This is a genomic window from Manganibacter manganicus (assembly GCF_002075885.1).
Classification (GTDB): domain Bacteria; phylum Pseudomonadota; class Alphaproteobacteria; order Rhizobiales; family Rhizobiaceae; genus Mesorhizobium; species Mesorhizobium manganicum.
On sequence record NZ_MDET01000012.1, the window covers coordinates 1 to 22,866 of the forward strand.

34 protein-coding genes are annotated in these 22,866 nt (G+C 59.4%); all 34 read left to right on the forward strand.

Features of this window, described 5'->3' with window-relative positions; translation table 11 throughout:
• The 34 genes from tuf to BFN67_RS09045 all read left to right on the forward strand — a co-directional run bounded on the left by tuf (nt 1) and on the right by BFN67_RS09045 (nt 22,732).
• Complete coding sequence (tuf, locus tag BFN67_RS08880; RefSeq protein WP_080918571.1) at nt 1-1,176, forward strand: elongation factor Tu; 1,176 nt, start codon at nt 1-3, stop codon at nt 1,174-1,176.
• A 68-nt stretch (nt 1,177-1,244) separates the two neighbouring features.
• On the forward strand, nt 1,245-1,553 hold the full coding sequence (rpsJ, locus tag BFN67_RS08885) for a 30S ribosomal protein S10 (protein WP_006205468.1): 309 nt from the start codon (nt 1,245-1,247) through the stop codon (nt 1,551-1,553).
• A 101-nt stretch (nt 1,554-1,654) separates the two neighbouring features.
• Nucleotides 1,655-2,377: a 50S ribosomal protein L3 gene (rplC, locus tag BFN67_RS08890; protein ID WP_080919278.1), complete on the forward strand. Its 723-nt coding sequence runs from the start codon at nt 1,655-1,657 to the stop codon at nt 2,375-2,377.
• Complete coding sequence (gene rplD / locus BFN67_RS08895; RefSeq protein WP_080919279.1) at nt 2,377-2,997, forward strand: 50S ribosomal protein L4; 621 nt, start codon at nt 2,377-2,379, stop codon at nt 2,995-2,997. The genes rplC and rplD overlap by 1 nt, the downstream gene beginning before the upstream one ends.
• Nucleotides 2,994-3,287, forward strand: a complete 294-nt coding sequence (locus BFN67_RS08900; RefSeq protein WP_080919280.1) for a 50S ribosomal protein L23 — start codon at nt 2,994-2,996, stop codon at nt 3,285-3,287. The genes rplD and BFN67_RS08900 overlap by 4 nt, the downstream gene beginning before the upstream one ends.
• Nucleotides 3,288-3,308: 21 nt before the next feature.
• Nucleotides 3,309-4,142 carry a 50S ribosomal protein L2 gene (gene rplB, locus BFN67_RS08905; protein ID WP_080919281.1) on the forward strand — a complete coding sequence of 278 codons (834 nt, stop codon included), beginning with the start codon at nt 3,309-3,311 and terminating at the stop codon, nt 4,140-4,142.
• Between the two features lie 16 nt (nt 4,143-4,158).
• On the forward strand, nt 4,159-4,437 hold the full coding sequence (gene rpsS / locus BFN67_RS08910; RefSeq protein ID WP_080919282.1) for a 30S ribosomal protein S19: 279 nt from the start codon (nt 4,159-4,161) through the stop codon (nt 4,435-4,437).
• A gap of 2 nt (nt 4,438-4,439) precedes the next feature.
• Nucleotides 4,440-4,829, forward strand: coding sequence for a 50S ribosomal protein L22 (gene rplV / locus BFN67_RS08915; RefSeq protein WP_080919283.1), 390 nt, complete (start codon nt 4,440-4,442; stop codon nt 4,827-4,829).
• Nucleotides 4,829-5,542, forward strand: a complete 714-nt coding sequence (rpsC, locus tag BFN67_RS08920; protein WP_080919284.1) for a 30S ribosomal protein S3 — start codon at nt 4,829-4,831, stop codon at nt 5,540-5,542. The genes rplV and rpsC overlap by 1 nt, the downstream gene beginning before the upstream one ends.
• An 81-nt stretch (nt 5,543-5,623) precedes the next feature.
• On the forward strand, nt 5,624-6,037 hold the full coding sequence (gene rplP / locus BFN67_RS08925; protein WP_080919285.1) for a 50S ribosomal protein L16: 414 nt from the start codon (nt 5,624-5,626) through the stop codon (nt 6,035-6,037).
• Between the two features lie 11 nt (nt 6,038-6,048).
• Entirely contained in the window at nt 6,049-6,246 is a 198-nt protein-coding gene (gene rpmC, locus BFN67_RS08930; RefSeq protein ID WP_080919286.1) for a 50S ribosomal protein L29, read from the forward strand.
• Between the two features lie 11 nt (nt 6,247-6,257).
• On the forward strand, nt 6,258-6,497 hold the full coding sequence (rpsQ, locus tag BFN67_RS08935) for a 30S ribosomal protein S17 (protein WP_080919287.1): 240 nt from the start codon (nt 6,258-6,260) through the stop codon (nt 6,495-6,497).
• Between the two features lie 70 nt (nt 6,498-6,567).
• Entirely contained in the window at nt 6,568-6,936 is a 369-nt protein-coding gene (gene rplN / locus BFN67_RS08940; protein ID WP_024924768.1) for a 50S ribosomal protein L14, read from the forward strand.
• 12 nt (nt 6,937-6,948) lie between these two features.
• A complete protein-coding gene (gene rplX, locus BFN67_RS08945; protein ID WP_080919288.1) occupies nt 6,949-7,263 on the forward strand; it encodes a 50S ribosomal protein L24 in 315 nt (104 codons plus the stop codon).
• Nucleotides 7,256-7,828: a 50S ribosomal protein L5 gene (gene rplE / locus BFN67_RS08950; protein WP_080919289.1), complete on the forward strand. Its 573-nt coding sequence runs from the start codon at nt 7,256-7,258 to the stop codon at nt 7,826-7,828. Before rplX ends, rplE begins: the two co-directional genes overlap by 8 nt.
• A 26-nt stretch (nt 7,829-7,854) precedes the next feature.
• Complete coding sequence (gene rpsN, locus BFN67_RS08955; RefSeq protein WP_080919290.1) at nt 7,855-8,160, forward strand: 30S ribosomal protein S14; 306 nt, start codon at nt 7,855-7,857, stop codon at nt 8,158-8,160.
• 12 nt (nt 8,161-8,172) lie between these two features.
• Nucleotides 8,173-8,571, forward strand: coding sequence for a 30S ribosomal protein S8 (gene rpsH, locus BFN67_RS08960; RefSeq protein ID WP_080919291.1), 399 nt, complete (start codon nt 8,173-8,175; stop codon nt 8,569-8,571).
• Nucleotides 8,572-8,612: 41 nt separating this feature from the next.
• Nucleotides 8,613-9,146, forward strand: coding sequence for a 50S ribosomal protein L6 (gene rplF / locus BFN67_RS08965; protein WP_080919292.1), 534 nt, complete (start codon nt 8,613-8,615; stop codon nt 9,144-9,146).
• Nucleotides 9,147-9,269: 123 nt separating this feature from the next.
• Entirely contained in the window at nt 9,270-9,629 is a 360-nt protein-coding gene (rplR, locus tag BFN67_RS08970; protein ID WP_080919293.1) for a 50S ribosomal protein L18, read from the forward strand.
• A gap of 73 nt (nt 9,630-9,702) precedes the next feature.
• Nucleotides 9,703-10,266: a 30S ribosomal protein S5 gene (gene rpsE, locus BFN67_RS08975; RefSeq protein WP_080919499.1), complete on the forward strand. Its 564-nt coding sequence runs from the start codon at nt 9,703-9,705 to the stop codon at nt 10,264-10,266.
• 24 nt (nt 10,267-10,290) lie between these two features.
• Nucleotides 10,291-10,488, forward strand: coding sequence for a 50S ribosomal protein L30 (gene rpmD / locus BFN67_RS08980; RefSeq protein WP_080919294.1), 198 nt, complete (start codon nt 10,291-10,293; stop codon nt 10,486-10,488).
• A 22-nt stretch (nt 10,489-10,510) separates the two neighbouring features.
• A complete protein-coding gene (rplO, locus tag BFN67_RS08985; RefSeq protein WP_080919295.1) occupies nt 10,511-10,984 on the forward strand; it encodes a 50S ribosomal protein L15 in 474 nt (157 codons plus the stop codon).
• 131 nt (nt 10,985-11,115) lie between these two features.
• Nucleotides 11,116-12,456 carry a preprotein translocase subunit SecY gene (secY, locus tag BFN67_RS08990; protein WP_080919296.1) on the forward strand — a complete coding sequence of 447 codons (1,341 nt, stop codon included), beginning with the start codon at nt 11,116-11,118 and terminating at the stop codon, nt 12,454-12,456.
• Nucleotides 12,453-13,046 (forward strand): adenylate kinase, encoded by a 594-nt coding sequence (locus tag BFN67_RS08995; RefSeq protein ID WP_080919297.1) that lies wholly within the window; start codon nt 12,453-12,455, stop codon nt 13,044-13,046. The genes secY and BFN67_RS08995 overlap by 4 nt, the downstream gene beginning before the upstream one ends.
• A 214-nt stretch (nt 13,047-13,260) precedes the next feature.
• The gene (gene rpsM, locus BFN67_RS09000; RefSeq protein ID WP_080919298.1) at nt 13,261-13,629 is read left to right on the forward strand and encodes a 30S ribosomal protein S13; all 369 of its coding nucleotides are present in this window, start codon (nt 13,261-13,263) and stop codon (nt 13,627-13,629) included.
• Between the two features lie 121 nt (nt 13,630-13,750).
• Nucleotides 13,751-14,140, forward strand: coding sequence for a 30S ribosomal protein S11 (gene rpsK, locus BFN67_RS09005; RefSeq protein WP_080919299.1), 390 nt, complete (start codon nt 13,751-13,753; stop codon nt 14,138-14,140).
• Nucleotides 14,141-14,242: 102 nt separating this feature from the next.
• On the forward strand, nt 14,243-15,253 hold the full coding sequence (locus BFN67_RS09010; protein ID WP_080919500.1) for a DNA-directed RNA polymerase subunit alpha: 1,011 nt from the start codon (nt 14,243-14,245) through the stop codon (nt 15,251-15,253).
• 104 nt (nt 15,254-15,357) lie between these two features.
• Nucleotides 15,358-15,786 (forward strand): 50S ribosomal protein L17, encoded by a 429-nt coding sequence (rplQ, locus tag BFN67_RS09015; protein ID WP_080919300.1) that lies wholly within the window; start codon nt 15,358-15,360, stop codon nt 15,784-15,786.
• 331 nt (nt 15,787-16,117) lie between these two features.
• The gene (locus tag BFN67_RS09020) at nt 16,118-17,605 is read left to right on the forward strand and encodes a DegQ family serine endoprotease (protein WP_080919501.1); all 1,488 of its coding nucleotides are present in this window, start codon (nt 16,118-16,120) and stop codon (nt 17,603-17,605) included.
• Nucleotides 17,606-17,638: 33 nt separating this feature from the next.
• Nucleotides 17,639-18,958: a replication-associated recombination protein A gene (locus BFN67_RS09025; RefSeq protein WP_080919301.1), complete on the forward strand. Its 1,320-nt coding sequence runs from the start codon at nt 17,639-17,641 to the stop codon at nt 18,956-18,958.
• Between the two features lie 143 nt (nt 18,959-19,101).
• A complete protein-coding gene (locus BFN67_RS09030; protein ID WP_080919302.1) occupies nt 19,102-19,932 on the forward strand; it encodes an aspartyl/asparaginyl beta-hydroxylase domain-containing protein in 831 nt (276 codons plus the stop codon).
• Nucleotides 19,933-20,042: 110 nt separating this feature from the next.
• Nucleotides 20,043-21,017, forward strand: a complete 975-nt coding sequence (locus BFN67_RS09035; protein WP_080919303.1) for an RluA family pseudouridine synthase — start codon at nt 20,043-20,045, stop codon at nt 21,015-21,017.
• Nucleotides 21,014-21,931, forward strand: a complete 918-nt coding sequence (locus BFN67_RS09040) for a DMT family transporter (RefSeq protein WP_080919304.1) — start codon at nt 21,014-21,016, stop codon at nt 21,929-21,931. Before BFN67_RS09035 ends, BFN67_RS09040 begins: the two co-directional genes overlap by 4 nt.
• A gap of 9 nt (nt 21,932-21,940) precedes the next feature.
• On the forward strand, nt 21,941-22,732 hold the full coding sequence (locus tag BFN67_RS09045) for an ATP12 family chaperone protein (protein ID WP_080919305.1): 792 nt from the start codon (nt 21,941-21,943) through the stop codon (nt 22,730-22,732).
• Nucleotides 22,733-22,866: the final 134 nt, after the last annotated feature.

Consider the following 22,866-nt stretch of genomic DNA (forward strand, 5'->3'; position numbering starts at 1 on the left):
ATGGCAAAAGGTAAATTCGAGCGCAATAAGCCTCATGTGAACATTGGCACGATTGGTCACGTTGACCATGGCAAGACGTCATTGACGGCGGCGATTACGAAGTATTTTGGTGACTTCAAGGCGTATGACCAGATTGACGCGGCGCCTGAAGAGAAGGCGCGTGGCATCACGATTTCGACATCGCATGTGGAGTATGAGACGCCGAACCGTCACTATGCGCATGTCGATTGCCCTGGCCATGCCGACTATGTGAAGAACATGATCACGGGTGCGGCGCAGATGGACGGCGCGATCCTGGTTGTTTCTGCGGCTGACGGTCCGATGCCGCAGACGCGCGAGCACATTCTGCTTGCCCGTCAGGTTGGCGTTCCGGCGATTGTGGTGTTTTTGAACAAGTGCGATCAGGTTGACGACCCTGAGCTTCTGGAACTGGTGGAACTGGAAGTTCGCGAACTTCTGTCGAAGTACGAGTTTCCGGGTGACGACACGCCGATCATCAAGGGTTCGGCGCTTGCGGCGCTGGAGGATTCGGACAAGAAGCTTGGCGAGGATGCGGTTCGCGAACTGATGGCGGCTGTGGATGAGTACATTCCGACGCCGGAGCGTCCGATCGACAAGCCGTTTTTGATGCCGATCGAGGATGTGTTCTCGATTTCGGGCCGCGGCACGGTTGTGACGGGTCGCGTTGAGCGCGGCGTGGTCAAGGTTGGCGAAGAGCTTGAGATCGTCGGCATCCGTCCGACGTCGAAGACGACCTGCACGGGCGTTGAGATGTTCCGCAAGCTGCTTGACCAGGGTCAGGCTGGCGACAATATCGGCGCGCTGTTGCGCGGTGTCGATCGTGAGGGCGTGGAGCGCGGCCAGGTATTGGCCAAGCCGGGCTCGGTCAAGCCGCACAAGAAGTTCAAGGCCGAGGCGTACATTCTGACGAAGGAGGAGGGTGGCCGTCACACACCGTTCTTCACCAATTATCGTCCGCAGTTCTACTTCCGCACGACGGATGTGACGGGCATCGTCACGCTTCCTGCGGGCACGGAGATGGTGATGCCGGGCGACAACATCACGGTTGACGTCGAACTGATCGTGCCGATCGCCATGGAGGAGCGCCTGCGCTTCGCCATCCGCGAAGGCGGCCGCACCGTCGGCGCCGGCATCGTCGCCGCAATCGTTGAGTAAGAATAAGAACACGAGATCTGTCGCGGGCGGGGTAACGCCCGCGCCGCGCCAGAACAAGGAATGACGAGATGAACGGTCAGAATATCCGCATCCGCTTGAAAGCGTTCGATCATCGTGTGCTCGACGCTTCGACGCGCGAGATCGTGTCGACGGCCAAGCGCACGGGTGCCAACGTCCGTGGCCCGATCCCACTGCCGACGCGGATCGAAAAGTTCACGGTCAACCGCTCGCCTCACGTTGACAAGAAGAGTCGCGAGCAGTTCGAGATGCGCACTCACAAGCGCCTTCTCGACATTGTCGATCCGACTCCGCAGACGGTTGATGCGCTGATGAAGCTCGATCTGGCCGCTGGCGTCGACGTTGAGATCAAGCTCTAGGAGCTGAGCCATGAGCCAGCGGACAATGGTCCAAAGGCTCCTCTGAAACAGAGGCGTGGAGGGGCGAGAGCCCCGACAGGAACTCTAAGGGAATTGAACCGATGCGTTCAGGTGTGATTGCAAAGAAGGTGGGGATGACCCGCATCTATAACGATGCAGGCGAGCATGTTCCCGTCACGGTCCTCCAGATGGAGAGCTGCCAGGTCGTGGCGCAGCGTACGCAGGAGAAGAACGGCTACACCGCTGTTCAACTCGGCGTCGGTCTCGCCAAGGTGAAGAACACGTCCAAGGCCATGCGCGGACATTTCGCCACCGCTTCCGTTGAGCCGAAGACGAAGATCGCCGAGTTCCGGGTCTCCGTGGACAACATGATTGATGTCGGTGCCGAGATTACGGCGGAGCATTTTGTCATTGGCCAGAAGGTCGATGTTACCGGCACGTCGTCAGGCAAAGGCTTCCAGGGCGTTATGAAGCGCCACAACATGGGTGGCGGTCGTGCCAGCCACGGCAACTCGGTGTCGCACCGTTCGCATGGCTCGACTGGTCAGCGCCAGGATCCTGGTAAAGTGTTCAAGGGAAAGAAGATGGCCGGTCATATGGGCTCTACCCGCGTGACCACGCAGAACGTCGAAGTGGTTTCGACGGATGCCGATCGCGGCTTGATCCTGATCCGTGGCGCCGTCCCCGGCTCAAAGGGCGCCTGGATCCTGGTGCGCGACGCCGCCAAGGTCGCCTTGCCGGAAAACGCACCCAAGCCGGCGGCGATCCGCAAGGCTGGCGATGGCGTGAAGAATGAGGCCTCGGCCAACGAGGGAGCAGAATAATGGATCTCAAGATCACCACCCTCGCGGGCGCTGATGCCGGCAAGGTGAAACTCTCCGAGGAGATTTTCGGCCTTGATCCGCGCGAAGACATCCTGCAGCGCGTCGTGCGCTGGCAGCTTGCCAAGAAGCAGCAGGGCACGCATCAGGCGAAGGGGCGCGCTGACATCGCTCGCACCGGCGCCAAGATGTACAAGCAGAAGGGCACCGGTCGCGCTCGCCATCACTCGGCCCGCGCTCCTCAGTTTCGTGGCGGTGGCAAGGCTCATGGCCCGGTCGCTCGCTCGCATGAGCATGATCTTCCGAAGAAGGTCCGGGCGCTTGGCCTGAAGCTGGCTTTGTCCGCGAAGGCCAAGACTGAAAATCTGATCGTTGTCGACGATCTGAAACTGGCCGATGCCAAGACCAAGGCTCTGATTGCGAATTTCACCGCACTTGGCTTGTCGAACGCTTTGGTGATCGGCGGCTCTGAGCTCGATGTGAACTTCAAGCGAGCGGCCACGAACATCCCGAACATCGACGTGCTGCCCATTCAGGGTATCAACGTCTACGACATTTTGCGCCGCGGCACGCTGGTCCTTTCAAAGGCCGCCGTCGAGGCTCTCGAGGAGCGCTTCAAATGACAGACCTGCGTCATTACGATGTGATCGTCTCGCCGGCGATCACTGAAAAATCGACCATGGCGTCGGAGCAGAACCAAGTGGTCTTCAACGTTGCCAAGACGGCGACGAAGCCGGAGATCAAGGCTGCGGTGGAAGCGCTGTTCAGTGTCAAGGTAACCGCGGTCAATACCTTGGTCCGCAAGGGCAAGGTGAAGCGGTTCCGCGGCACCATTGGGCGCCAGGGCAATGTCAAGAAGGCGATCGTGACGCTGGTCGACGGCCAGTCTATCGACGTCGCGACGGGCCTGTAACAAGGCGGCGAGGACAGGAAAATGGCTCTTAAACACTATAATCCGATCACGCCGGGCACCAGGCAGCTGGTCGTCGTCGAGCGTTCAGCGCTCTACAAGGGCAAGCCCGTCAAGGGGTTGACCGAAGGTCTGACCAAATCGGGCGGCCGCAACAATTACGGCCGCATCACGGCTCGTTTTATCGGCGGCGGCCACAAGCGAACCTATCGTATCATCGATTTCAAGCGTCGTAAGCTGGATGTCGTCGGTACCGTTGAACGGCTGGAGTACGATCCGAATCGCACCGCCTTCATCGCGCTGGTGAAGTATGAGGACGGCGAACTGAATTATATCCTGGCGCCGCAGCGTCTCGCCGCTGGCGACAGGGTCATCGCCGGTGAAACCGCGGACGTGAAACCGGGCAATGCGATGCCGCTGTCGGCCATGCCGGTCGGCACCATCGTTCATAATATCGAATTGAAGCCCGGTAAGGGCGGTCAGGTTGCCAGGTCTGCCGGGGCTTATGCCCAGCTCGTCGGTCGCGATCAGGGCATGGCGATCCTGCGGTTGAATTCCGGCGAGCAGCGCGTCGTGCATGGTTCTTGCTTTGCCACGGTCGGCGCCGTATCGAATCCCGATCACGGCAACATCAATGATGGCAAGGCCGGCCGGACCCGCTGGCGTGGCAAGCGTCCGCACAATCGGGGTGTGGTCATGAACCCGGTCGATCACCCGCATGGCGGTGGCGAGGGCCGTACCTCGGGCGGTCGTCATCCTGTGACGCCGTGGGGCAAGCCGACCAAGGGCAAGAAGACGCGGTCCAACAAGGCGACCGACAAATTTATCCTGCGCTCGCGTCATCAGCGCAAGAGCTAAGAAGAGGTAAGGCCAAGTGACTCGTTCGGTTTGGAAAGGCCCCTTCATTGACGGCTACCTTCTGAAGAAGGTGGACAAGGTTCGTGAAGGCGGTCGTAATGAGGTGATCAAGATGTGGAGCCGCCGCTCCACCATCCTGCCGCAGTTCGTCGGCCTCACCTTCGGCGTCTATAACGGCCAGAAGCACGTTCCCGTTTCGGTGAATGAGGACATGGTCGGTCACAAGTTCGGTGAGTTCGCTCCGACCCGGACCTATTATGGCCATGGTGCGGATAAGAAGGCGAAGAGGAAATAATCATGGGCAAGGCCAAAGCTCCGCGCAGGCTTGCTGACAACGAGGCGCGTGCCGTGTTGCGCACCATTCGTGTCAGCCCTCAGAAGCTTAATCTCGTTGCTGCGTTGATCCGCGGCAAGAAGGTCGCGGCAGCGCTGAACGATCTTGAATTTTCGCGCAAGCGCATTTCCGACACCGTCAAGAAGACGTTGGAGTCGGCGATTGCCAACGCTGAAAACAATCACGACCTCGATGTCGATGCCTTGGTTGTCGCTGAAGCCTATGTCGGCAAGTCGATCGTCATGAAGCGCTTCCATGCTCGTGGCCGTGGCCGCGCGAGCCGCATCGAGAAGCCGTTTTCGCATCTGACCATCGTGGTGCGGGAAGTCGAAGAGAAAGTGGAGGCCGCCTGATGGGCCAGAAAATCAATCCGATCGGTCTGCGCCTCGGCATCAACCGCACTTGGGATTCGCGCTGGTTCGCGAATACCGGCGAGTATGGCAAGCTGCTGCACGAAGACCTGAAGATCCGTGAGTATCTTGAAAAGGAACTCAAGCAGGCGGCGATTTCGAAAATCGTCATCGAGCGCCCGCACAAGAAGTGCCGCGTCACCATCCATGCCGCGCGTCCCGGCCTGATTATCGGCAAGAAGGGCGCCGACATCGAGAAGCTTCGCAAGAAGCTGACCGAGATGACCAAGTCGGAAACGCACCTCAATATCGTCGAGGTTCGCAAGCCGGAGATCGACGCCACGCTGGTCGCTCAGTCGATTGCCCAGCAGCTAGAGCGCCGCATCGCTTTCCGCCGCGCCATGAAGCGTGCCGTGCAGTCGGCCATGCGCCTGGGTGCGGAAGGTATCCGCATCAACTGCGGCGGCCGTCTCGGCGGTGCCGAAATTGCGCGTATGGAATGGTATCGTGAAGGTCGCGTGCCGCTGCATACGCTGCGTGCCGACGTGGATTACGGTACTGCTGAAGCGCACACCGCCTATGGTATTTGCGGCGTCAAGGTCTGGGTGTTCAAGGGTGAAATTCTTGAGCATGACCCCATGGCTTCCGAGCGCCGTGCGACCGAGGGCGATCATTCGGGTGAACGCAGTGGCAGCCGCCGTCGCGAAAACGCCTGAGCAATATGCGCGATCCCGAAAAGTGGATACCGGTTTTCGGACAAGATCACGCTGAGAAAATGAGAATTTGGAGCAAGTAAGATGCTGCAGCCAAAGCGCACAAAGTTCCGCAAGCAGTTCAAGGGCCGTATCCATGGCGCTGCCAAAGGCGGTACCAACCTGGATTTCGGCGGCTTCGGGCTGAAGGCGCTGGAGCCGAACCGTGTCACCGCGCGTGAAATCGAAGCGGCGCGCCGCGCGATTACGCGTGAGATGAAACGTCAGGGCCGCGTGTGGATCCGTATTTTCCCGGATCTTCCGGTGACATCGAAGCCGACCGAAGTCCGCATGGGCAAGGGTAAGGGCGCGATCGATTACTGGGCCGCGCGCGTCAAGCCGGGCCGCGTGATGTTTGAGATCGATGGCGTCTCCGAGGAGATCGCGCGTGAAGCGCTGCGTCTCGGCGCTGCAAAGCTGTCGGTGCGCACACGTTTCGTGCAGCGCATCGCTGAATAAGGACGCCGAAGATGAAAGCCGAAGACATCCGCACCAAGACGCAGGATCAGCTCGCCGACGATTTGGCGGCCTTGAAGAAGGAGCAGTTCAACCTGCGCTTCCAGAAGGCCACCGGTCAGCTTGAGAAGACGGCGCGCGTCAAGCAGGTCCGCAGGGACGTGGCGCGCATCAAGACCATAGCCGCTGAAAAAGCGGCCAAGAAGGCATAAGGACGAGAACCATGCCAAAACGTATTCTGCAGGGTACCGTCGTCAGCGACAAGAACGACAAGACTGTTGTCGTCAAAGTCGAGCGCCGCTTCACGCATCCGATGATGAAGAAGGTCGTGCGTATGTCGAAGAAGTACAAGGCGCACGACGAGAACAACACCCATAAGGTCGGTGATCAGGTGTCTATTCAGGAATCGGCTCCGATTTCCAAGGATAAGCGCTGGGTCGTTGTCTCCTCCGGCCAGGCGTAACGAGCGAATTTTGGACAGACCGGGGGCGGGCATTTGCCCATCCCGTTAGAAAAGAAGAAGGCGGCCAGTCATGATTCAGATGCAAACAAACCTCGACGTCGCGGATAATTCCGGCGCCCGTCGTGTCATGTGCATCAAGGTGCTGGGCGGCTCGAAGCGGAAATACGCTTCCGTTGGTGACATCATCGTGGTGTCGATCAAGGAAGCTATTCCGCGCGGCCGCGTGAAGAAGGGTGACGTGATGAAGGCCGTGGTGGTGCGTACCGCCAAGGACATCCGCCGCCCCGACGGCAGCGTGATCCGTTTCGACAAGAACGCAGCCGTTCTCGTCGATAACAAGAAAGAGCCGGTGGGCACACGTATCTTCGGGCCGGTTCCGCGCGAGCTTCGCGCCAAGAACCATATGAAGATCATCTCGCTTGCGCCCGAAGTGCTGTAAGGAGCCGGAACAATGCAAAAGATCCGTAAAGGCGACAAGGTTGTCGTCCTGGCCGGCAAGGACAAGGGCCGCACCGGTGAAGTGCTTTCGGTGCAACCGAAGGAAGACACCGCGCTGGTCCGTGGCGTAAACCTTATCCGCCGCCACCAGAAACAGTCGCAGGCCCAGGAAGGCGGCATCATCACCAAGGAAGCGCCGATCCACCTGTCGAACATTGCGATTGCCGACCCCAAGGATGGCAAGCCGACCCGCGTCGGTTTCAAATTCGAGAAGGACGGCAAAAAGGTGCGCTTCGCCAAGCGCTCGGGAGATACGATCAATGGCTAAGGCAGCACAGGCGGAAGCCAAGAACACGCCGCGCCTGAAGAAGGTCTATAACGAGACCATCCGGCAGGCGCTGCAGGAGCAGTTCAAGTACGAAAACGTGATGCAGATTCCGCGTCTCGACAAGATTGTGCTGAACATGGGTGTTGGCGAAGCGACGGCGGATTCGAAGAAGCCGTCTGTTGCCGCCGAGGACCTCGCGCTCATCGCCGGACAGAAGGCGGTCATCACCCGTGCCCGCAAGTCGATCGCCGGCTTCAAGGTGCGTGAAGATATGCCGATCGGCACCAAGGTCACGCTGCGCCAGGAGCGCATGTATGAGTTCCTCGATCGTCTCGTGAACATTGCTCTGCCGCGCGTCCGCGACTTCCGCGGCCTCAATCCGAAGAGCTTCGATGGCCGTGGCAATTACGCCATGGGCCTGAAGGAGCACATCGTGTTCCCCGAGATCAACTACGACAAGGTTGATCAGATGTGGGGCATGGACATCATCGTTTGTACGACTGCGAAGACGGACGACGAGGCGCGAGCGCTGCTCAAGGCCTTCAACTTCCCCTTCCGCCAGTAACGGCAGCGAGAAAAGGAAAATCTGAAATGGCAAAGACCAGCTCAGTTGAGAAGAATAACCGGCGCCGTAAGCTCGTCGATCAGTTTGCTGCGAAGCGCAAGGCTCTGAAGGACATCGTCATGGACCAGTCCAAGCCGATGGATGAGCGTTTTCGCGCGCAGTTGAAGCTTTCTGCATTGCCGCGCAATTCGGCCAAGAGCCGCATCCGCAACCGCTGCGAAGTTACCGGCCGTCCGCGCGCCTTCTATCGCAAGCTCAAGCTCTCGCGTATCGCGCTGCGTGATCTCGGCAACAACGGCCAGATCCCCGGTCTGGTCAAGTCGAGCTGGTAAGGAGACACGAACATGTCATTGAGTGATCCTCTCGGCGATATGCTGACCCGCATCCGCAACGCCTATGGCCGGAAGAAGACCTCGGTCTCCACGCCGGCCTCGCGTCTGCGCGCTCGCGTTCTCGACGTCTTGAAGTCGGAAGGCTATATCCGCGACTACAGCCAGACCGACTTCGACAACGGCAAGTCTGAAATCGAGATCGAGTTGAAGTACTTCGATGGCACCCCGGTGGTGCGCGAGATTGCCCGCGTTTCCAAGCCGGGCCGCCGCGTCTATGTGTCGGCGAAGTCGATTCCGCAAGTTGCCAACGGTCTCGGCATTGCCATCATCTCGACGCCGAAGGGCGTGATGGCCGACCATGAAGCCCGCGAACAGAACGTTGGCGGAGAAGTGCTCTGCCAGGTTTTCTGATCGGGTAAGCGCAATACAGGAACAGGAACGAGGACAACGACATGTCTCGTATTGGAAAGAAGCCCGTCGCGGTTCCGCAGGGCGTAACTGCGACAGTCGATGGCCAGACCGTGACGGCCAAGGGACCTAAGGGCGAGCTGAAATTCGTCGTCAACGACGAGGTGCTGGTCAGGATGGAGAATGGCGAGATTTCTGTCACGCCGCGCGACCAGTCGAAGGACGCCCGCTCGAAATGGGGTATGTCGCGTACGCAGGTCGTCAACATCTTGACCGGTGTCAAGGAAGGCTTTGAAAAGAAGCTTGAAATCACCGGCGTTGGCTATCGCGCCGCCATGCAGGGCAAGAATTTGCAGCTTGCACTAGGCTTCAGTCACGATGTCGTCTATCAGGCACCCGAAGGAATCACGATTAGCGTTGGCAAGCCAACCGAAATCACGGTTGCCGGGCTGGACAAACAGCAGGTCGGTCAGGTTGCCGCCGAGATCCGTGAATACCGCCCGCCGGAGCCCTACAAAGGCAAGGGCGTGCGCTATGCCGGCGAGCGCATCGTGCGCAAGGAAGGCAAGAAGAAGTAAGTACGACGGCGACCCCGGAGTAGGGGCGGCCTCGAAACTAAACGCCACGGGGTGCGGTCGCGGGAGGCATTTTAACCTACCGCATAGGACAACCCCCGTTTTACAAGGCAGGGAATTGACAAAATGGCTTCCAAGGAATCCACGCAACGCCGCGCTCAGCGCATCCGCCGCCAGATCAAGGCAGTGGCGAACGGTCGCCCACGTCTGTCGGTGCACCGCACGTCGAAGAACATTTATGTTCAGGTGATCGACGACACAAACGGCCGTACGCTCGCCGCCGCTTCGACGCTCGAGAAGGATTTCAAGGCTGGCAAGAAGACTGGCGCGGACTCAGCCGCCGCCGCCGCCGTCGGTAAGCTGGTTGCGGAACGGGCAACCAAGGCCGGCATCAAGGACGTGGTTTTCGATCGTGGTGCCTACATCTATCACGGGCGGGTCAAGGCCCTGGCCGAAGCTGCCCGCGAGGGTGGCCTGAACTTCTGATTTCGTCGCCGCCTCCCTTTGGGGACGCGGTATTTTAGTAACCGTGCTTCCGGAAAAGAATAAGGAACAGGATATGGCACAGGAACGTAGGGATGGCGGTCGTGGCCGCGATCGCGAAGAGCGCGATGACGGCATTGTCGACAAGCTCGTTCACATCAATCGTGTCGCCAAGGTAGTCAAGGGTGGCCGTCGCTTTGGTTTTGCAGCACTCGTCGTCGTCGGCGACCAGAAGGGCCGCGTCGGCTTCGGTCACGGCAAGGCACGCGAAGTGCCGGAGGCGATCCGCAAGGCAACCGAATCCGCCAAGCGTGACATGATCTTCGTGCCGCTGCGTTCCGGCCGGACTCTGCACCACGACGTCGAAGGCCGCTGGGGTGCTGGTCGCGTTCTTCTGCGTTCCGCCAAGGTTGGTACCGGTATCATCGCGGGTGGCCCGATGCGCGCCGTCTTCGAGACGCTCGGCATGCATGACGTGGTCGCCAAGTCGATGGGGTCTTCCAACCCCTACAACATGGTTCGCGCCACCTTCGACGCGCTGAAGCATCAGATGCATCCCAAGGATGTGGCTGCTGCCCGCGGCATCAAGTATTCGACGCTTCAGGCTCGCCGCGGCACCGCCGCAGCGTCCGAAGAATAGTCGGTCTGTCCAGGGATTTCGACCATGGCCAACAAAGCAACAAAGACCATCACCGTTGAGCAGATCGGTTCGCCGATCCGCCGGCCGAAGGAGCAGCGCGCGACGCTGGTCGGTCTCGGCCTCAACAAGATGCACAAGCAGCGCACGCTTGAGGATACGCCTTCCGTGCGAGGCATGATCGCCACGGTTTCCCATCTCGTCCGCGTCGTGGACGAGGGTTGAGCCGGCGCTGAGGAGAATTACGATGAAACTCAACGATCTGCGTGACATTGACGGTGCGACGCACACGCGCAAGCGCGTCGGCCGTGGCATCGGCTCAGGCTCCGGCAAGACCGGCGGTCGTGGTGTCAAGGGCCAGTCGTCGCGTTCCGGCGTGGCGATCAATGGCTTCGAGGGTGGCCAGATGCCGCTCTATCGTCGCCTGCCGAAGCGCGGCTTCAAAAACATCTTTGCCAAGAGCTTCAACGCCGTTTCGCTCGCTCGCATCCAGGTTGCGATTGATGCCGGCAAGCTCGATGCCAAGGAAACCGTGACGGTTGAGGCATTGGTCAAGGCCGGTGTCGTGCGGCGCGCCAAGGACGGTGTGCGCATTCTTTCCGATGGTGATCTCAAGGCAAAGCTTTCCTTCGACGTGGCGGGCGCCTCTAAGGCTGCCCTTGAGAAGATCGAGAAAGCCGGCGGCTCGGTGAAGTTGCCGCAGAAAGAAACCGCCGAATAAGGCTGGTATTGAAGTGGCCGCGGCGACGCGGCCGCTTGCATCTTGGGCGCTCCGAGCCTATTTCGGGCTTCGGTGAATCGCGCTGCCCGAAGCGGGCCTCCCGCGTCATCTCGCTCTTGCGGAGATAGTGTATGGCTTCGGCTGCAGAACAACTTGCATCCAATCTCAATTTCGCGACCTTCGCCAAGGCCACGGATCTCAAGAAGCGTATCTGGTTCACTCTCGGCGCTCTCCTTGTCTATCGCCTTGGCACCTATATCCCGATCCCCGGTTTGAATCCCGATGCCTTTGCGCAGGCTTTCAAGTCGCAGAGCGGCGGCGTCCTGGGCATGTTCAACGTGTTCGCCGGCGGCGCGGTCGAGCGTATGGCGATCTTTGCGCTGGGCATTATGCCTTACATTTCCGCCTCCATCATCATGCAGTTGATGACTTCGGTTGTCCCTTCGCTGGAAGCGTTGAAGAAGGAAGGTGAGCAGGGCCGCAAGATCATCAATCAGTACACGCGCTACGGTACGGTGCTTTTGGCGCTGGTTCAGGCTTACGGGATCTCTATCGGACTTGAGAGTGGCAACGGCATCGTCAACAATCCGGGCATTTTCTTCCAGGTGTCGACTGTCATCACCCTGGTTGGCGGCACGATGTTCCTTATGTGGTTGGGTGAGCAGATAACGGCTCGTGGTATCGGCAATGGCATTTCGCTGATTATCATGGCGGGTATTGTCGCCGGTATGCCGCGCGCAATTTCAGGCACTCTGGAACTTGGTCGCACCGGTGCGCTCTCGACGGGCGTAATCTTGGGCATCATGGTTCTGGCAATTGTTGTGATTGCGCTGATTGTGTTCTTTGAGCGCGCGCAGCGCAGGCTTCTGATCCAGTATCCGAAACGTCAGGTAGGCAATCGGATGTTCCAGGGCGACACATCGCACCTGCCGCTGAAGCTCAACACGTCGGGCGTCATTCCTCCAATTTTCGCATCGTCGCTGCTGCTTTTGCCGGCAACCATTGCGGGATTCTCCAACACCACGAACCTGCCGGGTTGGATGAGTTCGGTGCTGGCTTCGCTTGGGCACGGCCAGCCGCTCTATCTGATTTTCTACGGAGCGATGATCGCCTTCTTCACCTTCTTCTACACGGCGATTGTCTTTAACCCGAAGGAGACGGCCGACCAACTCAAGAAGCATTCCGGCTTCATTCCGGGCTACCGTCCGGGTGAGCGGACGGCGGACTATATTGATTATGTGTTGACGCGCATCACCGTCGTCGGTGCCGTCTACCTAGTTGCGGTCTGTCTGCTGCCCGAGTTTCTGATTACGGCTACCGGCGTGCCTTTCTACCTTGGTGGTACTTCGCTTCTGATTGTTGTCAGTGTTACGCTTGATACGGTGGCGCAGATTCAGGGGCATCTGATCGCGCACCAGTATGAGGGTCTGATCAAGAAGTCGAAGTTGCGCGGAGGTAAAAGAAGCAGATGAGGCTGATATTGCTTGGACCGCCCGGCGCGGGCAAAGGGACGCAGGCGCAGCGCCTGGTTGAGCGCCACGGCATTCCGCAGCTTTCAACCGGTGATATGCTGCGTGCGGCGGTCAAGGCTGGCACCAATGTCGGCAAGCAGGCCAAGGCGATCATGGACGCGGGCGGACTGGTTTCGGACGAGATCGTCAACCAGATCGTTTCCGATCGTATCGTCGAACCTGACGCGGCGAAGGGCTTTATTCTCGATGGCTTTCCTCGTACCGTGCCGCAGGCTGAGGCGCTGACCAACATTCTCGCAAGCAAGGGCCTCGAACTCGATGCCGTGATCGAATTGAAGGTCGATGAATCGGCGCTGGTCAAGCGCATGGAAAAGCGTGTCGCCGATACACTCGCAGCTGGCGGGCAGGTGAGGGCGGACGATAATCCTGAATCCTTCAAGAAACGGCTCGCTGAATATCGCGAGAAGACTGCACCGCTTTCCCGCTACTATGCCGGGACTGGCGAGTTGCGCACCGTGGACGGCATGGCCGATATGGATTCGGTTACGGGCGAGATCGAAAAACTCGTTGCGGAAGCGGTCAGCGCCTGAACGGCGTCGGCTCTTTCTGCGTTATATATTGACACGGCCGTACTTCCGGAGTAAGGCGGCCCGTCTTCCTGACAGATGTATCACCTGCCCGCCCGACAGGGGTGGGGTGATCGCTTGCAGCAAGGAATTCCCGCAAGGGCCGGCCTCCACCGGACGCGGGCAACGTAAAGCGCCGTAAGAGCTTACGCTCACCGGCCCAGATGGAGAAGAGAAGATGGCTCGTATAGCCGGTGTAAACATTCCGACCAACAAGCGCGTGGTCATTGCGCTTCAGTATATTCACGGCATCGGATCGAAGTTCGCCCAGGAAATCGTCACCAAGGTCGGCATTCCTGCCGAGCGCCGCGTCAATCAGTTGACCGACGCCGAGGTGCTGGCGATCCGCGAAACCATTGACCGCGACTATCAGGTCGAAGGCGACCTGCGTCGCGAGGTTTCAATGAACATCAAGCGGCTGATGGACCTTGGTTGCTACCGCGGCCTGCGTCATCGCCGCAGCCTGCCGGTTCGCGGCCAGCGCACGCATACCAATGCGCGTACCCGCAAGGGCCCGGCTAAGGCGATTCAGGGCAAGAAGAAGTAATTGGCGGCAGTCTGCAATAGGCAGTCGGGCCAATCGATTGCCTATTGCCGAATCCTGACTGCCTCCCGAAGGTGTAGCCGCTGGCATTACGGCGGCGTAGAGATCGACTGAAAGGAAGACCATGGCCAAGGAAGCCACCCGCGTCCGCCGTCGCGAACGCAAGAACATCTCGTCGGGCGTTGCCCACGTCAATTCGTCCTTCAACAACACGATGATCACCATTTCCGATGCACAGGGCAATGCGATTGCCTGGTCGTCGGCTGGTGCCCAGGGTTTCAAGGGCTCGCGCAAGTCCACTCCATTCGCCGCGCAGATGGCGGCTGAAGATGTCGCCAAGAAGGCGCAGGAACATGGTATGCGCACGCTCGAAGTTGAGGTTTGCGGTCCCGGTTCCGGCCGAGAGTCGGCGTTGCGCGCGTTGCAGGCTGCCGGCTTCACCATCACCTCGATCCGTGATGTCACGCCGATCCCGCACAATGGCTGCCGCCCGCGCAAGAAGCGTCGCGTCTAACACGTAGCGAACCACTATCGGGAGTGCCGGAAGGCGCTCCCGATAATTTTCCATGTCGCCCGCCACGATTGGATGGTGGCGGGGCAACGGAAGGAAGACAAAATGATCCAGAAAAACTGGCAGGAACTCATCAAGCCGAACAAGATCGAGTTCTCGTCGAAGGGCAAGACGCTGACCACGCTGGTCGCCGAGCCGCTTGAGCGTGGCTTCGGCCTGACGCTGGGCAATGCGCTGCGGCGCGTGCTCCTGTCGTCGCTGCGCGGTGCTGCCGTGACGGCGGTGCAGATCGACGGTGTTCTGCATGAATTCTCCTCGATTGCCGGTGTGCGCGAGGACGTGACCGACATCGTCCTCAACATCAAGGAAATCGCCATCAAGATGGAAGGCGATGGCCCCAAGCGCATGGTCGTGCGCAAGCAGGGTCCGGGCGCGGTTCTGGCTGGCGACATCCAGACCGTCGGCGATGTCGAGATCCTTAATCCCGACCATGTCATCTGCACGCTGGACGAGGGTGCGGAGATCCGCATGGAGTTCACGGTCGATACCGGCAAGGGCTACGTTCCCGCCGACCGCAACCGTGCCGAGGACGCGCCGATCGGCCTGATCCCCGTCGATTCGCTCTATTCGCCGGTCAAGAAGGTCTCCTACAAGGTAGAGAACACCCGCGAGGGCCAGGTTCTCGACTATGACAAGCTGTCGATGACCCTCGAGACCGACGGGTCGGTGACCGGCGAGGACGCGGTGGCTTTCGCCGCTCGCATCCTGCAGGATCAACTCGCACTCTTCGTCAACTTCGAAGAGCCGCAGAAGGCGCAGCCGGAAGAGCAGGTTACGGAGCTTGCCTTCAACCCGGCGCTGCTCAAGAAGGTGGACGAACTGGAGCTTTCAGTGCGTTCGGCCAACTGCCTCAAGAATGACAACATCGTCTATATCGGCGATCTGATCCAGAAAACCGAAGCCGAGATGCTGCGCACCCCGAACTTCGGCCGCAAATCGCTGAACGAGATCAAGGAAGTTCTGGCCGCAATGGGCCTGCACCTCGGTATGGAAGTGCAGGACTGGCCGCCGGAGAACATCGAAGATCTCGCCAAGCGTTACGAAGACCAGTATTGAGCATGAATTCCGAGGGCGGGCGGCGCAAGCCGTTCGGCCCGACGGTCATGCGGAAAACCATCAGAGGCCGTGGCCTCTTGAATAACTGAAGAAGGAAAAGAGCCATGCGCCACGGTTTCAAAGGCCGCCGCTTCGCCCGCAGTGTAAGCCACCGCAAGGCGATGTTCGCCAATCTCGCCGTCTCGCTCATCGAGCATGAGCAGATCGTCACCACACTGCCCAAGGCGAAGGATTTGCGTCCGATCGTTGAAAAGCTGGTTACGCTCGGCAAGCGCGGGGACCTGCATGCGCGTCGCCAGGTGATTGCCCAGATCGGCAATGAAAGCGTCGTGAAGCGTCTATTCGAGACTATTGCTCCGCGCTATGCCTCTCGCAACGGCGGCTATCTGCGCATCATGAAGGCGGGGTTCCGCAAGGGTGACAATGCCCCGCTGGCGGTGATCGAGTTCGTCGATCGCGACACCTCCGCAAAGGGCGCGGGCGATCGTGCCCGCATCGAGGCCGAAGGCAATGCCGAGGCCGAGGCGGCATAAGCAGTACCTATCGGTTCATCGATTTTTGGAAGGGGCCTTCGTGGCCCCTTTTTCTTTGGCGGAGCCGATGTCTTCACGGAATGGGACCGTGAATTGTCACGGATCTATAACGGCTCCGTCATGTGCGGTTCCGCGATGCGTTAAAACTCGGCGATAGTCAGCGCGCTTCCGCAGATTGAGACTATAGGCATTATTCAAAAATCGAATACCCCGGTCGCGCGGTTGAGGCATTTCTTGCGAATATGGGTAAACGCGCTAAATCACGCATCGGCCTTTCATTTTGCACAATCGTTGTGACAATGGCGCCGATTTCGCTTTGGAGGATTCGCGCATGCGTGTTAGCCCGCTGTCACTTGTCCTGACCTTCATGCTGACTGTTTTTGCGTTCGCGCCGCCGATCTCGACCGCCAGCGCGCAGGAGAAGAGCAACGAGCCTGGCCTCTCCGATGTTCTGACGGATCTGCTGCATGGTGTCGAGGGCAAGAATGCCACCTCCGGGCCGGACCGTCGGGTGCCATTCGGCCGTCAGGAAATGCAATTGTCCTTTGCTCCTCTAGTCAAGCAAACGGCGCCGGCAGTGGTCAATGTTTATGCCTCACAGACGGCCAAGGTACGCTCGCCATTCGAGGGCGATCCGTTTTTCGAGCAGTTCTTCGGCCGCTCGGTCCCACACGCGCGAACGTCGCTCGGCTCCGGTGTTTTGGTCGATCCGAGCGGCATCATCATTACCAATTACCATGTCATCAAGGATGCCGATGAGGTGAAGGTCGCAACCTCCGATGGTCGCGAGTTCACTAGCAAGATCCTGCTCAAGGATGAGTCGCTCGATCTTGCCGTTTTGAAGATTTCCGCCGACAAGCCGTTCCCCGTGCTGCCCATTGGCGATTCGGATGCGCTTGAAGTGGGCGATCTGGTCCTTGCCATCGGCAACCCGTTCGGTGTCGGCCAGACCACCACCAGCGGCATCGTCTCGGCGCTCGCGCGCACCCATATCGGTGTCTCGGATTCCGGCTTTTTCATCCAGACCGACGCGGCGATCAATCCGGGCAATTCCGGCGGCGCGCTCATCAATATGGCCGGCCAACTGGTCGGCATCAACACCGCTATCTTCAGCCGCAGCGGCGGCTCCATCGGCATCGGTTTCGCTATTCCATCCAATATGGTGCGAGCCTTTGTCGAGGCTGCGAAAGCCGGCCGCGATTTCTTCGAGCGCCCTTATATCGGCGCGGAATTTGCAGCGATCACACCGCAAATTGCCGAATCGCTCGGTATGGAAGCGCCGACCGGCGCGCTGATCTCGTCGGTTGCCGGGAACAGCCCGGCGGCCAAGGTGGGCCTGAAGCCAGGAGACGTGGTGCTTTCGCTCAATGGCACGACGGTGGAAAACATGGAGGCGCTGGACTATCGAATGGCCACTCTGGCTATCGGCAGCAAGGTCACGCTGGGCATTTTGAGCAAAGGCAAGCAGGCCAAGGTAGAGGTGACGCTCGACCGCGCTCCGGCAGGCTCCAAGCCTACCGAGATTGTGCTGCGTGGCCGCAGCCCCTTTGCCGGTGCCAAGGTTGCGGAATTGTCGCCCCGGCTAGCTCAACGGCTCAACATGCCTATGGATACGAAGGGTGTCGTTGTCGTTGCCGTGGATCGGGGTTCGCCTGCTGGCGATTTCGGCTTTCAGCCCGGCGATATTATTCGCGAGGTGAACGGATTGACCATCGACGACACGACCAAACTGGCGCAGGCTTCCCAGCAGAACACGCGCTGGTGGCGCTTTACCGTGGATCGCGGCGGGCAGACGTTGCGCCAGGTTTTGCGCTATTAAGAGCGACCTCCAAAAAGGAGGGACGCCATTATCATGGCCGATTTGTTCAAAAGCGACGAGCAACAGAATACCGGAGTGGCGGCATTGGGGCGACCGCTGGCGGATCGCCTGCGTCCACGCAATCTCGGCGAGGTGGTCGGGCAGGAGCATCTGACCGGGCCTGACGGGGCGTTGACGCGCATGATCGCTTCCGGTTCGCTCGGCTCTATGATCTTCTGGGGTCCGCCGGGTACAGGAAAGACCACGGTCGCGCGGCTGCTTGCCGGCGAGACCAGCCTTGCTTTCGAGCAGATATCAGCGATCTTTTCCGGCGTCGCCGATCTGAAAAAGGTGTTCGAGGCCGCGCGCTTGCGTCGCTCCACCGGCCGCCAGACATTATTGTTCGTCGATGAGATCCATCGCTTCAACCGCGCACAGCAGGACAGTTTTCTCCCTGTTATGGAGGATGGCACTGTCGTTCTGGTCGGGGCGACGACGGAAAACCCATCCTTTGAACTGAATGCCGCCGTGTTGTCGCGCGCGCGTGTTCTGGTGTTCCATTCGCTCGAACCGGAAAGCATCGCCAGATTATTGACGCGGGCTGAAGAGGCGGAGGGCAGGGCGCTGCCGCTCGATGCCGACGCAAGAGCCTCGCTGATCCGCATGAGCGACGGTGACGGACGGGCCGCGCTTACGCTCGCCGAGGAGGTGTGGCGCGCGGCCAAATCTGGCGAGACATTCGACGTGGACGGTTTGCAGACGGTCGTGCAGCGCCGTGCGCCAATCTACGACAAGGGCCAGGACGGCCATTACAATCTGATCTCGGCGTTGCACAAATCCGTGCGCGGCTCGGATCCGAACGCGGCCCTTTATTATCTTGCCCGCATGTTCGACGCTGGCGAAGACCCGCTTTATCTCGGACGCCGCCTGGTGCGCATGGCGGTGGAGGATATCGGCCTTGCCGATCCGCAGGCGCTGGTGGTCGCCAATGCCGCCAAGGATGCTTATGATTATCTCGGCTCGCCCGAAGGCGAACTGGCCTTCGCACAGGCTTGTGTCTATCTCGCCACCGCGCCCAAATCGAATGGGGTCTATACGGCCTTCAAGGCGGCGATGCGCGCGGCTAAGGAAAATGGCTCATTGCTGCCGCCAAAGCATATTCTCAATGCGCCGACCAAACTGATGAAGCAGGAAAGCTACGGCACCGGCTACCGTTACGACCATGACGAACCGGATGCCTTTTCGGGGCAGGATTACTTCCCCGAGGCGATGGGTCGACAGACATTTTATGATCCGCCGGAACGTGGTTTCGAGCGTGAAATCAGGAAGCGGCTCGATTACTGGGCGAAGCTGAGGAAAGAGCGCCCGAGTTGAAAGCCCCTATAAAGTTTGGCCGATGCGCGGAGAGGTACCCGCCGTTGTGCGTGGGGCGAAATGGGCTTATCAAGGCGCAATGGCCGGATACCCGCCGGTAGCTTCGGTCCATGGAATGGGGTGGTGCTGAGCGCCATGGTAAAATGACCAAGACTCAACGCAAAAACTTTCGCAAACTTGTCATCGCAATCCCGATCCTGGCGATTGCATTCTACTTTATTCCTATAATCACTATCATCTGGTTAGTTTGCGGCTTCATCGACGTGATGCGCAACGACAAGAAGGATGCGCGCCTGTTCAGTTTGTATTTTACCGGCAATGGTATTTTCACATGGCTGCTGGCGCCCTTCAACCTGCTTGTCGATCTGCTGAGTTACCGCAACCGTGGTGTATGGAAGCTGGAACAGTTCCCGCCAGACTACCAGCGAGAGGTCAATGAGGTTCTTGATGTTTTCAAAGCGCGCAAGAGCGAGATCATTGCTGATATAGACGCCTCTTTCGGCGCAGGCCGACGCGGCATGTATGTCTATCAATGGTATGGCAAGCACAAGATCGACAATGTGCAGGAGTTCAACAAGGATTTCAAATACATCAAGACCATTGCCGTCTCGGTGTTCAGCAAGCGCGAATCGACGTCCTGGCATTTCGGGCCGCTGAGGCTCAGCCTTCGCATTCTTTATAATCTGATCCCCGTCGATGCCGAGATTTTCGTCGAGTGCGGCAATGCCAAGAACTATTGGCACAAGAACCCGATGTTCATCTTCGACGACACGCTGCTGCATCGCTCGGTCAACGAATATGACGGGCGCCGCTATTGCGTCTTCATGGACATTATCCGCCCATCGCCGATGCCGCGCCTGATTGCCGCCATGCTTTCGGTCGTGTCGGTCAGCGTCGAGCGCATCAACTCCGTCTTCTACAAGAACTGGAAGATGATTGGCCAGAACAAGGCCAAAAAGCCCGAGACGATTTGAAGCTCGCCTTTTCGGCCGGCGGCGCGTTAATTTCCTTCACCGCTGGACTTTGGCTCGCAACGCCCTCTGCTTGGTGCTATTGCCGCGCTTCGAACCGAGCGAGTGCGAGAATGGCAGGCGTTGAACTGATCACGGTGGAGACGGGCGAGGCGGGCATGCGGCTCGACCGTTGGTTCAAGGCGCATTATCCGGGCCTTGGCTTCGGCCATTTGCAGAAATTGCTGCGCTCCGGGCAGATTCGTATCGATGGCGGCCGCGCCAAGGCGGATACGCGCCTGGAGCCGGGGCAGACGGTGCGCATTCCGCCGCTAGAGATCGACCGCAAGGGCGAAGGGAATCTGACCGGCCATTCCATTCGCAACCAGGGCGATGCGGATGTCCTTTCCAAGATGCTGCTGCATGAAGATGCAAAGGTTTTCGTCTTCAACAAGCCGGCCGGATTGGCGGTGCAGGGTGGCTCGGGGGTTACGCGCAATGTCGATGACATGCTCGAAGCCTGGCGCAGCAAGAAGGGCGAGAAGCCGCGGCTGGTGCATCGGCTGGATCGCGACACGTCGGGCGTGCTTGTGGTGGCACGCACTCGCCTTGCTGCTATGAAACTATCGGAATCCTTCCGCGCACGCGCGACGAAGAAAACCTATTGGGCGCTGGTGAAGGGCGTTCCGCCCAAGCGAGAGGACAAGATCTCGACCTGGCTGATCAAGGACCAGACGCCCGACGGCGATCGTATGCGGGTCGCCCGCCATGGCGAGAAGGGCGCCGACCATGCGGTGTCATACTATCGCGTGATCGAGCAGGCGGCACAGACGCTCTGCTGGCTGGAAATGGAGCCTTATACGGGGCGCACCCATCAATTGCGCGTCCATGCCGCGCACATTGGCTGCCCTATCATCGGTGATCCTAAATATTTCGAGGCCGACACCAATTGGGAGTTTCCCGGCGGTGTGCAGAACCGGCTGCATTTGCTCGCCCGGCGCATCGTCATTCCGCATCCCGACAGCGGCACCATCGACGTGACGGCGCCGATGCCGCCGCATATGCGTCAAAGTTGGAATCTTATCGGATTCGACGAGAACGACGCATGAGCGGCACCGCGGCTTTCGAGCGGCGCGACCAGGTCGATGTCGCGGCGGCTGGCCTCATGGTGGGCCTGACATTCTCGTGGGGGCTCAATTATGTCGCAGCGAAGCTTTCCTATTCGGGATTCGATCCGGTTTTCCTGTCGATCGCGCGATCGGTGATTGGCGGGGCGCTGGTGTTCTTGTGGTGCCGCTGGCGCGGTATCGCTCTGTTCAAGCGCGATGGAACTTTGATCGCGGGAGCAGCCGTAGGCGTTCTGTTCGGCTTGGAATTCCTTTGCCTTTATATCGGGCTTGAACTCACCAGCGTGGCGCGCAGTACATTGCTGGTCAATGCCATGCCGTTCTGGATGCTGATCGGCGGGCATTTTCTACTCGGTGAGCACTTCACGCCACGCAAACTGATCGGCCTTATCCTTGCCTTTGGCGGTCTCCTCGCGGTCTTCTCCGACAAGCTTGGTGCGGATGGACAGGTGGAGTGGCTCGGAGATGCGCTTGCCGTCAGTGCCGGCATATTGTGGGCGGCAACCAATATCGTCATCAAGCGCTCACGATTGAATACAATCAGTGCCGAGAAAGTACTGCTTTATCAACTGGCCGGCGCTGCCGTTGTTGGCTTCATCGTAATGCCGTTTTCCGGTCCCGCCATACGCGAGGTGACGTCGCTGACGCTCTTTGCATTGGGTTTCCAGTCTATCTATATCGTAGCCTTCACCTACGTGCTGTGGTTTTGGCTATTGAGACGTTATCCTGCATCCGGCTTGGCGAGCTTTGCCTTCTTGAGCCCGGTTTTCGGCGTTCTTTGCGGAGCGCTGTTCCTGCATGAGCCGTTGTCCCTGCGCGTTTTCCTGGCGCTTGCCCTGATCGCCGTCGGGCTTGTCGTCGTCAACCGGTCGCCGCGCCGGCAGATTCCCGTATAGGAGACGGTCATGCGTGATATTCTCAGCGATCTTGAGGCCAGTCCGCATCTTTCCGATCCAGACCCGGTGCGCCGCGCCCAGATCCAGATGAAAACGCCGCTGCCGAAGCGTTTCTACAAGGTGGCCTCAGTGGCACCAGTCGATGGCCGCTATGCCGTCCAACTCGACGGAAAGCCAGTGCGTACGCCGGGCCGGGCACTTCTCTCTCTGCCTTCGGAGCAGGCAGCGCTACTGGTTGTTGGTGAGTTCGATGCGCAGGAGAAAGTCATCGACCCAATGACTATGCCGGTGCTGCGGCTGGTCAACACGGCGATCGATGGCGTGGCCACCGATCCGCAGGCGGTTCTGGAGGATGTGCTGCGCTTCGCGTCCTCCGATCTTTTATGTTATCGCGCCGAAGCACCCGAAGGACTGGTGGAACGCCAGAATGCCCATTGGGATCCGGTGATCGACTGGGCCCAGTCCGAATTGAGCGCTCGCTTTAATCTGGCCGAAGGTGTTGTTCATGTGCCGCAGCCGCGAGAGTCGCTGGCAATGTTGGGCGCGCATCTGGCACGCCGCGTCGAACCGATGCGCATGGCCGCTCTGCACGTCATGACGACATTAACCGGATCGGCCCTGCTGGCGCTGGCTGTCGAGGCAGGCGCTCTTGATGGCGAGGCTGCGTGGATGGCTGCCCATGTCGATGAAGACTGGCAGATCGAGCATTGGGGGCAGGACGCCGAAGCGTTTGCCCGCCGCGCGCAACGCAAGCGCGATTTCCTGGCGGCGGTCGCCCTGCTGGGAATGCTGGACGCCTGACTATAGGCCGGACGCAGGCCGCTTAGCAGTCCATGCGCTCATTTAAGGGTTTTTTCGGTCGGATTTCCGGCCTCTTAGCAACCAAAGTTGCATTGACGCCTCCGCACTATGCTGCCCATTATCCGCCGCGATGA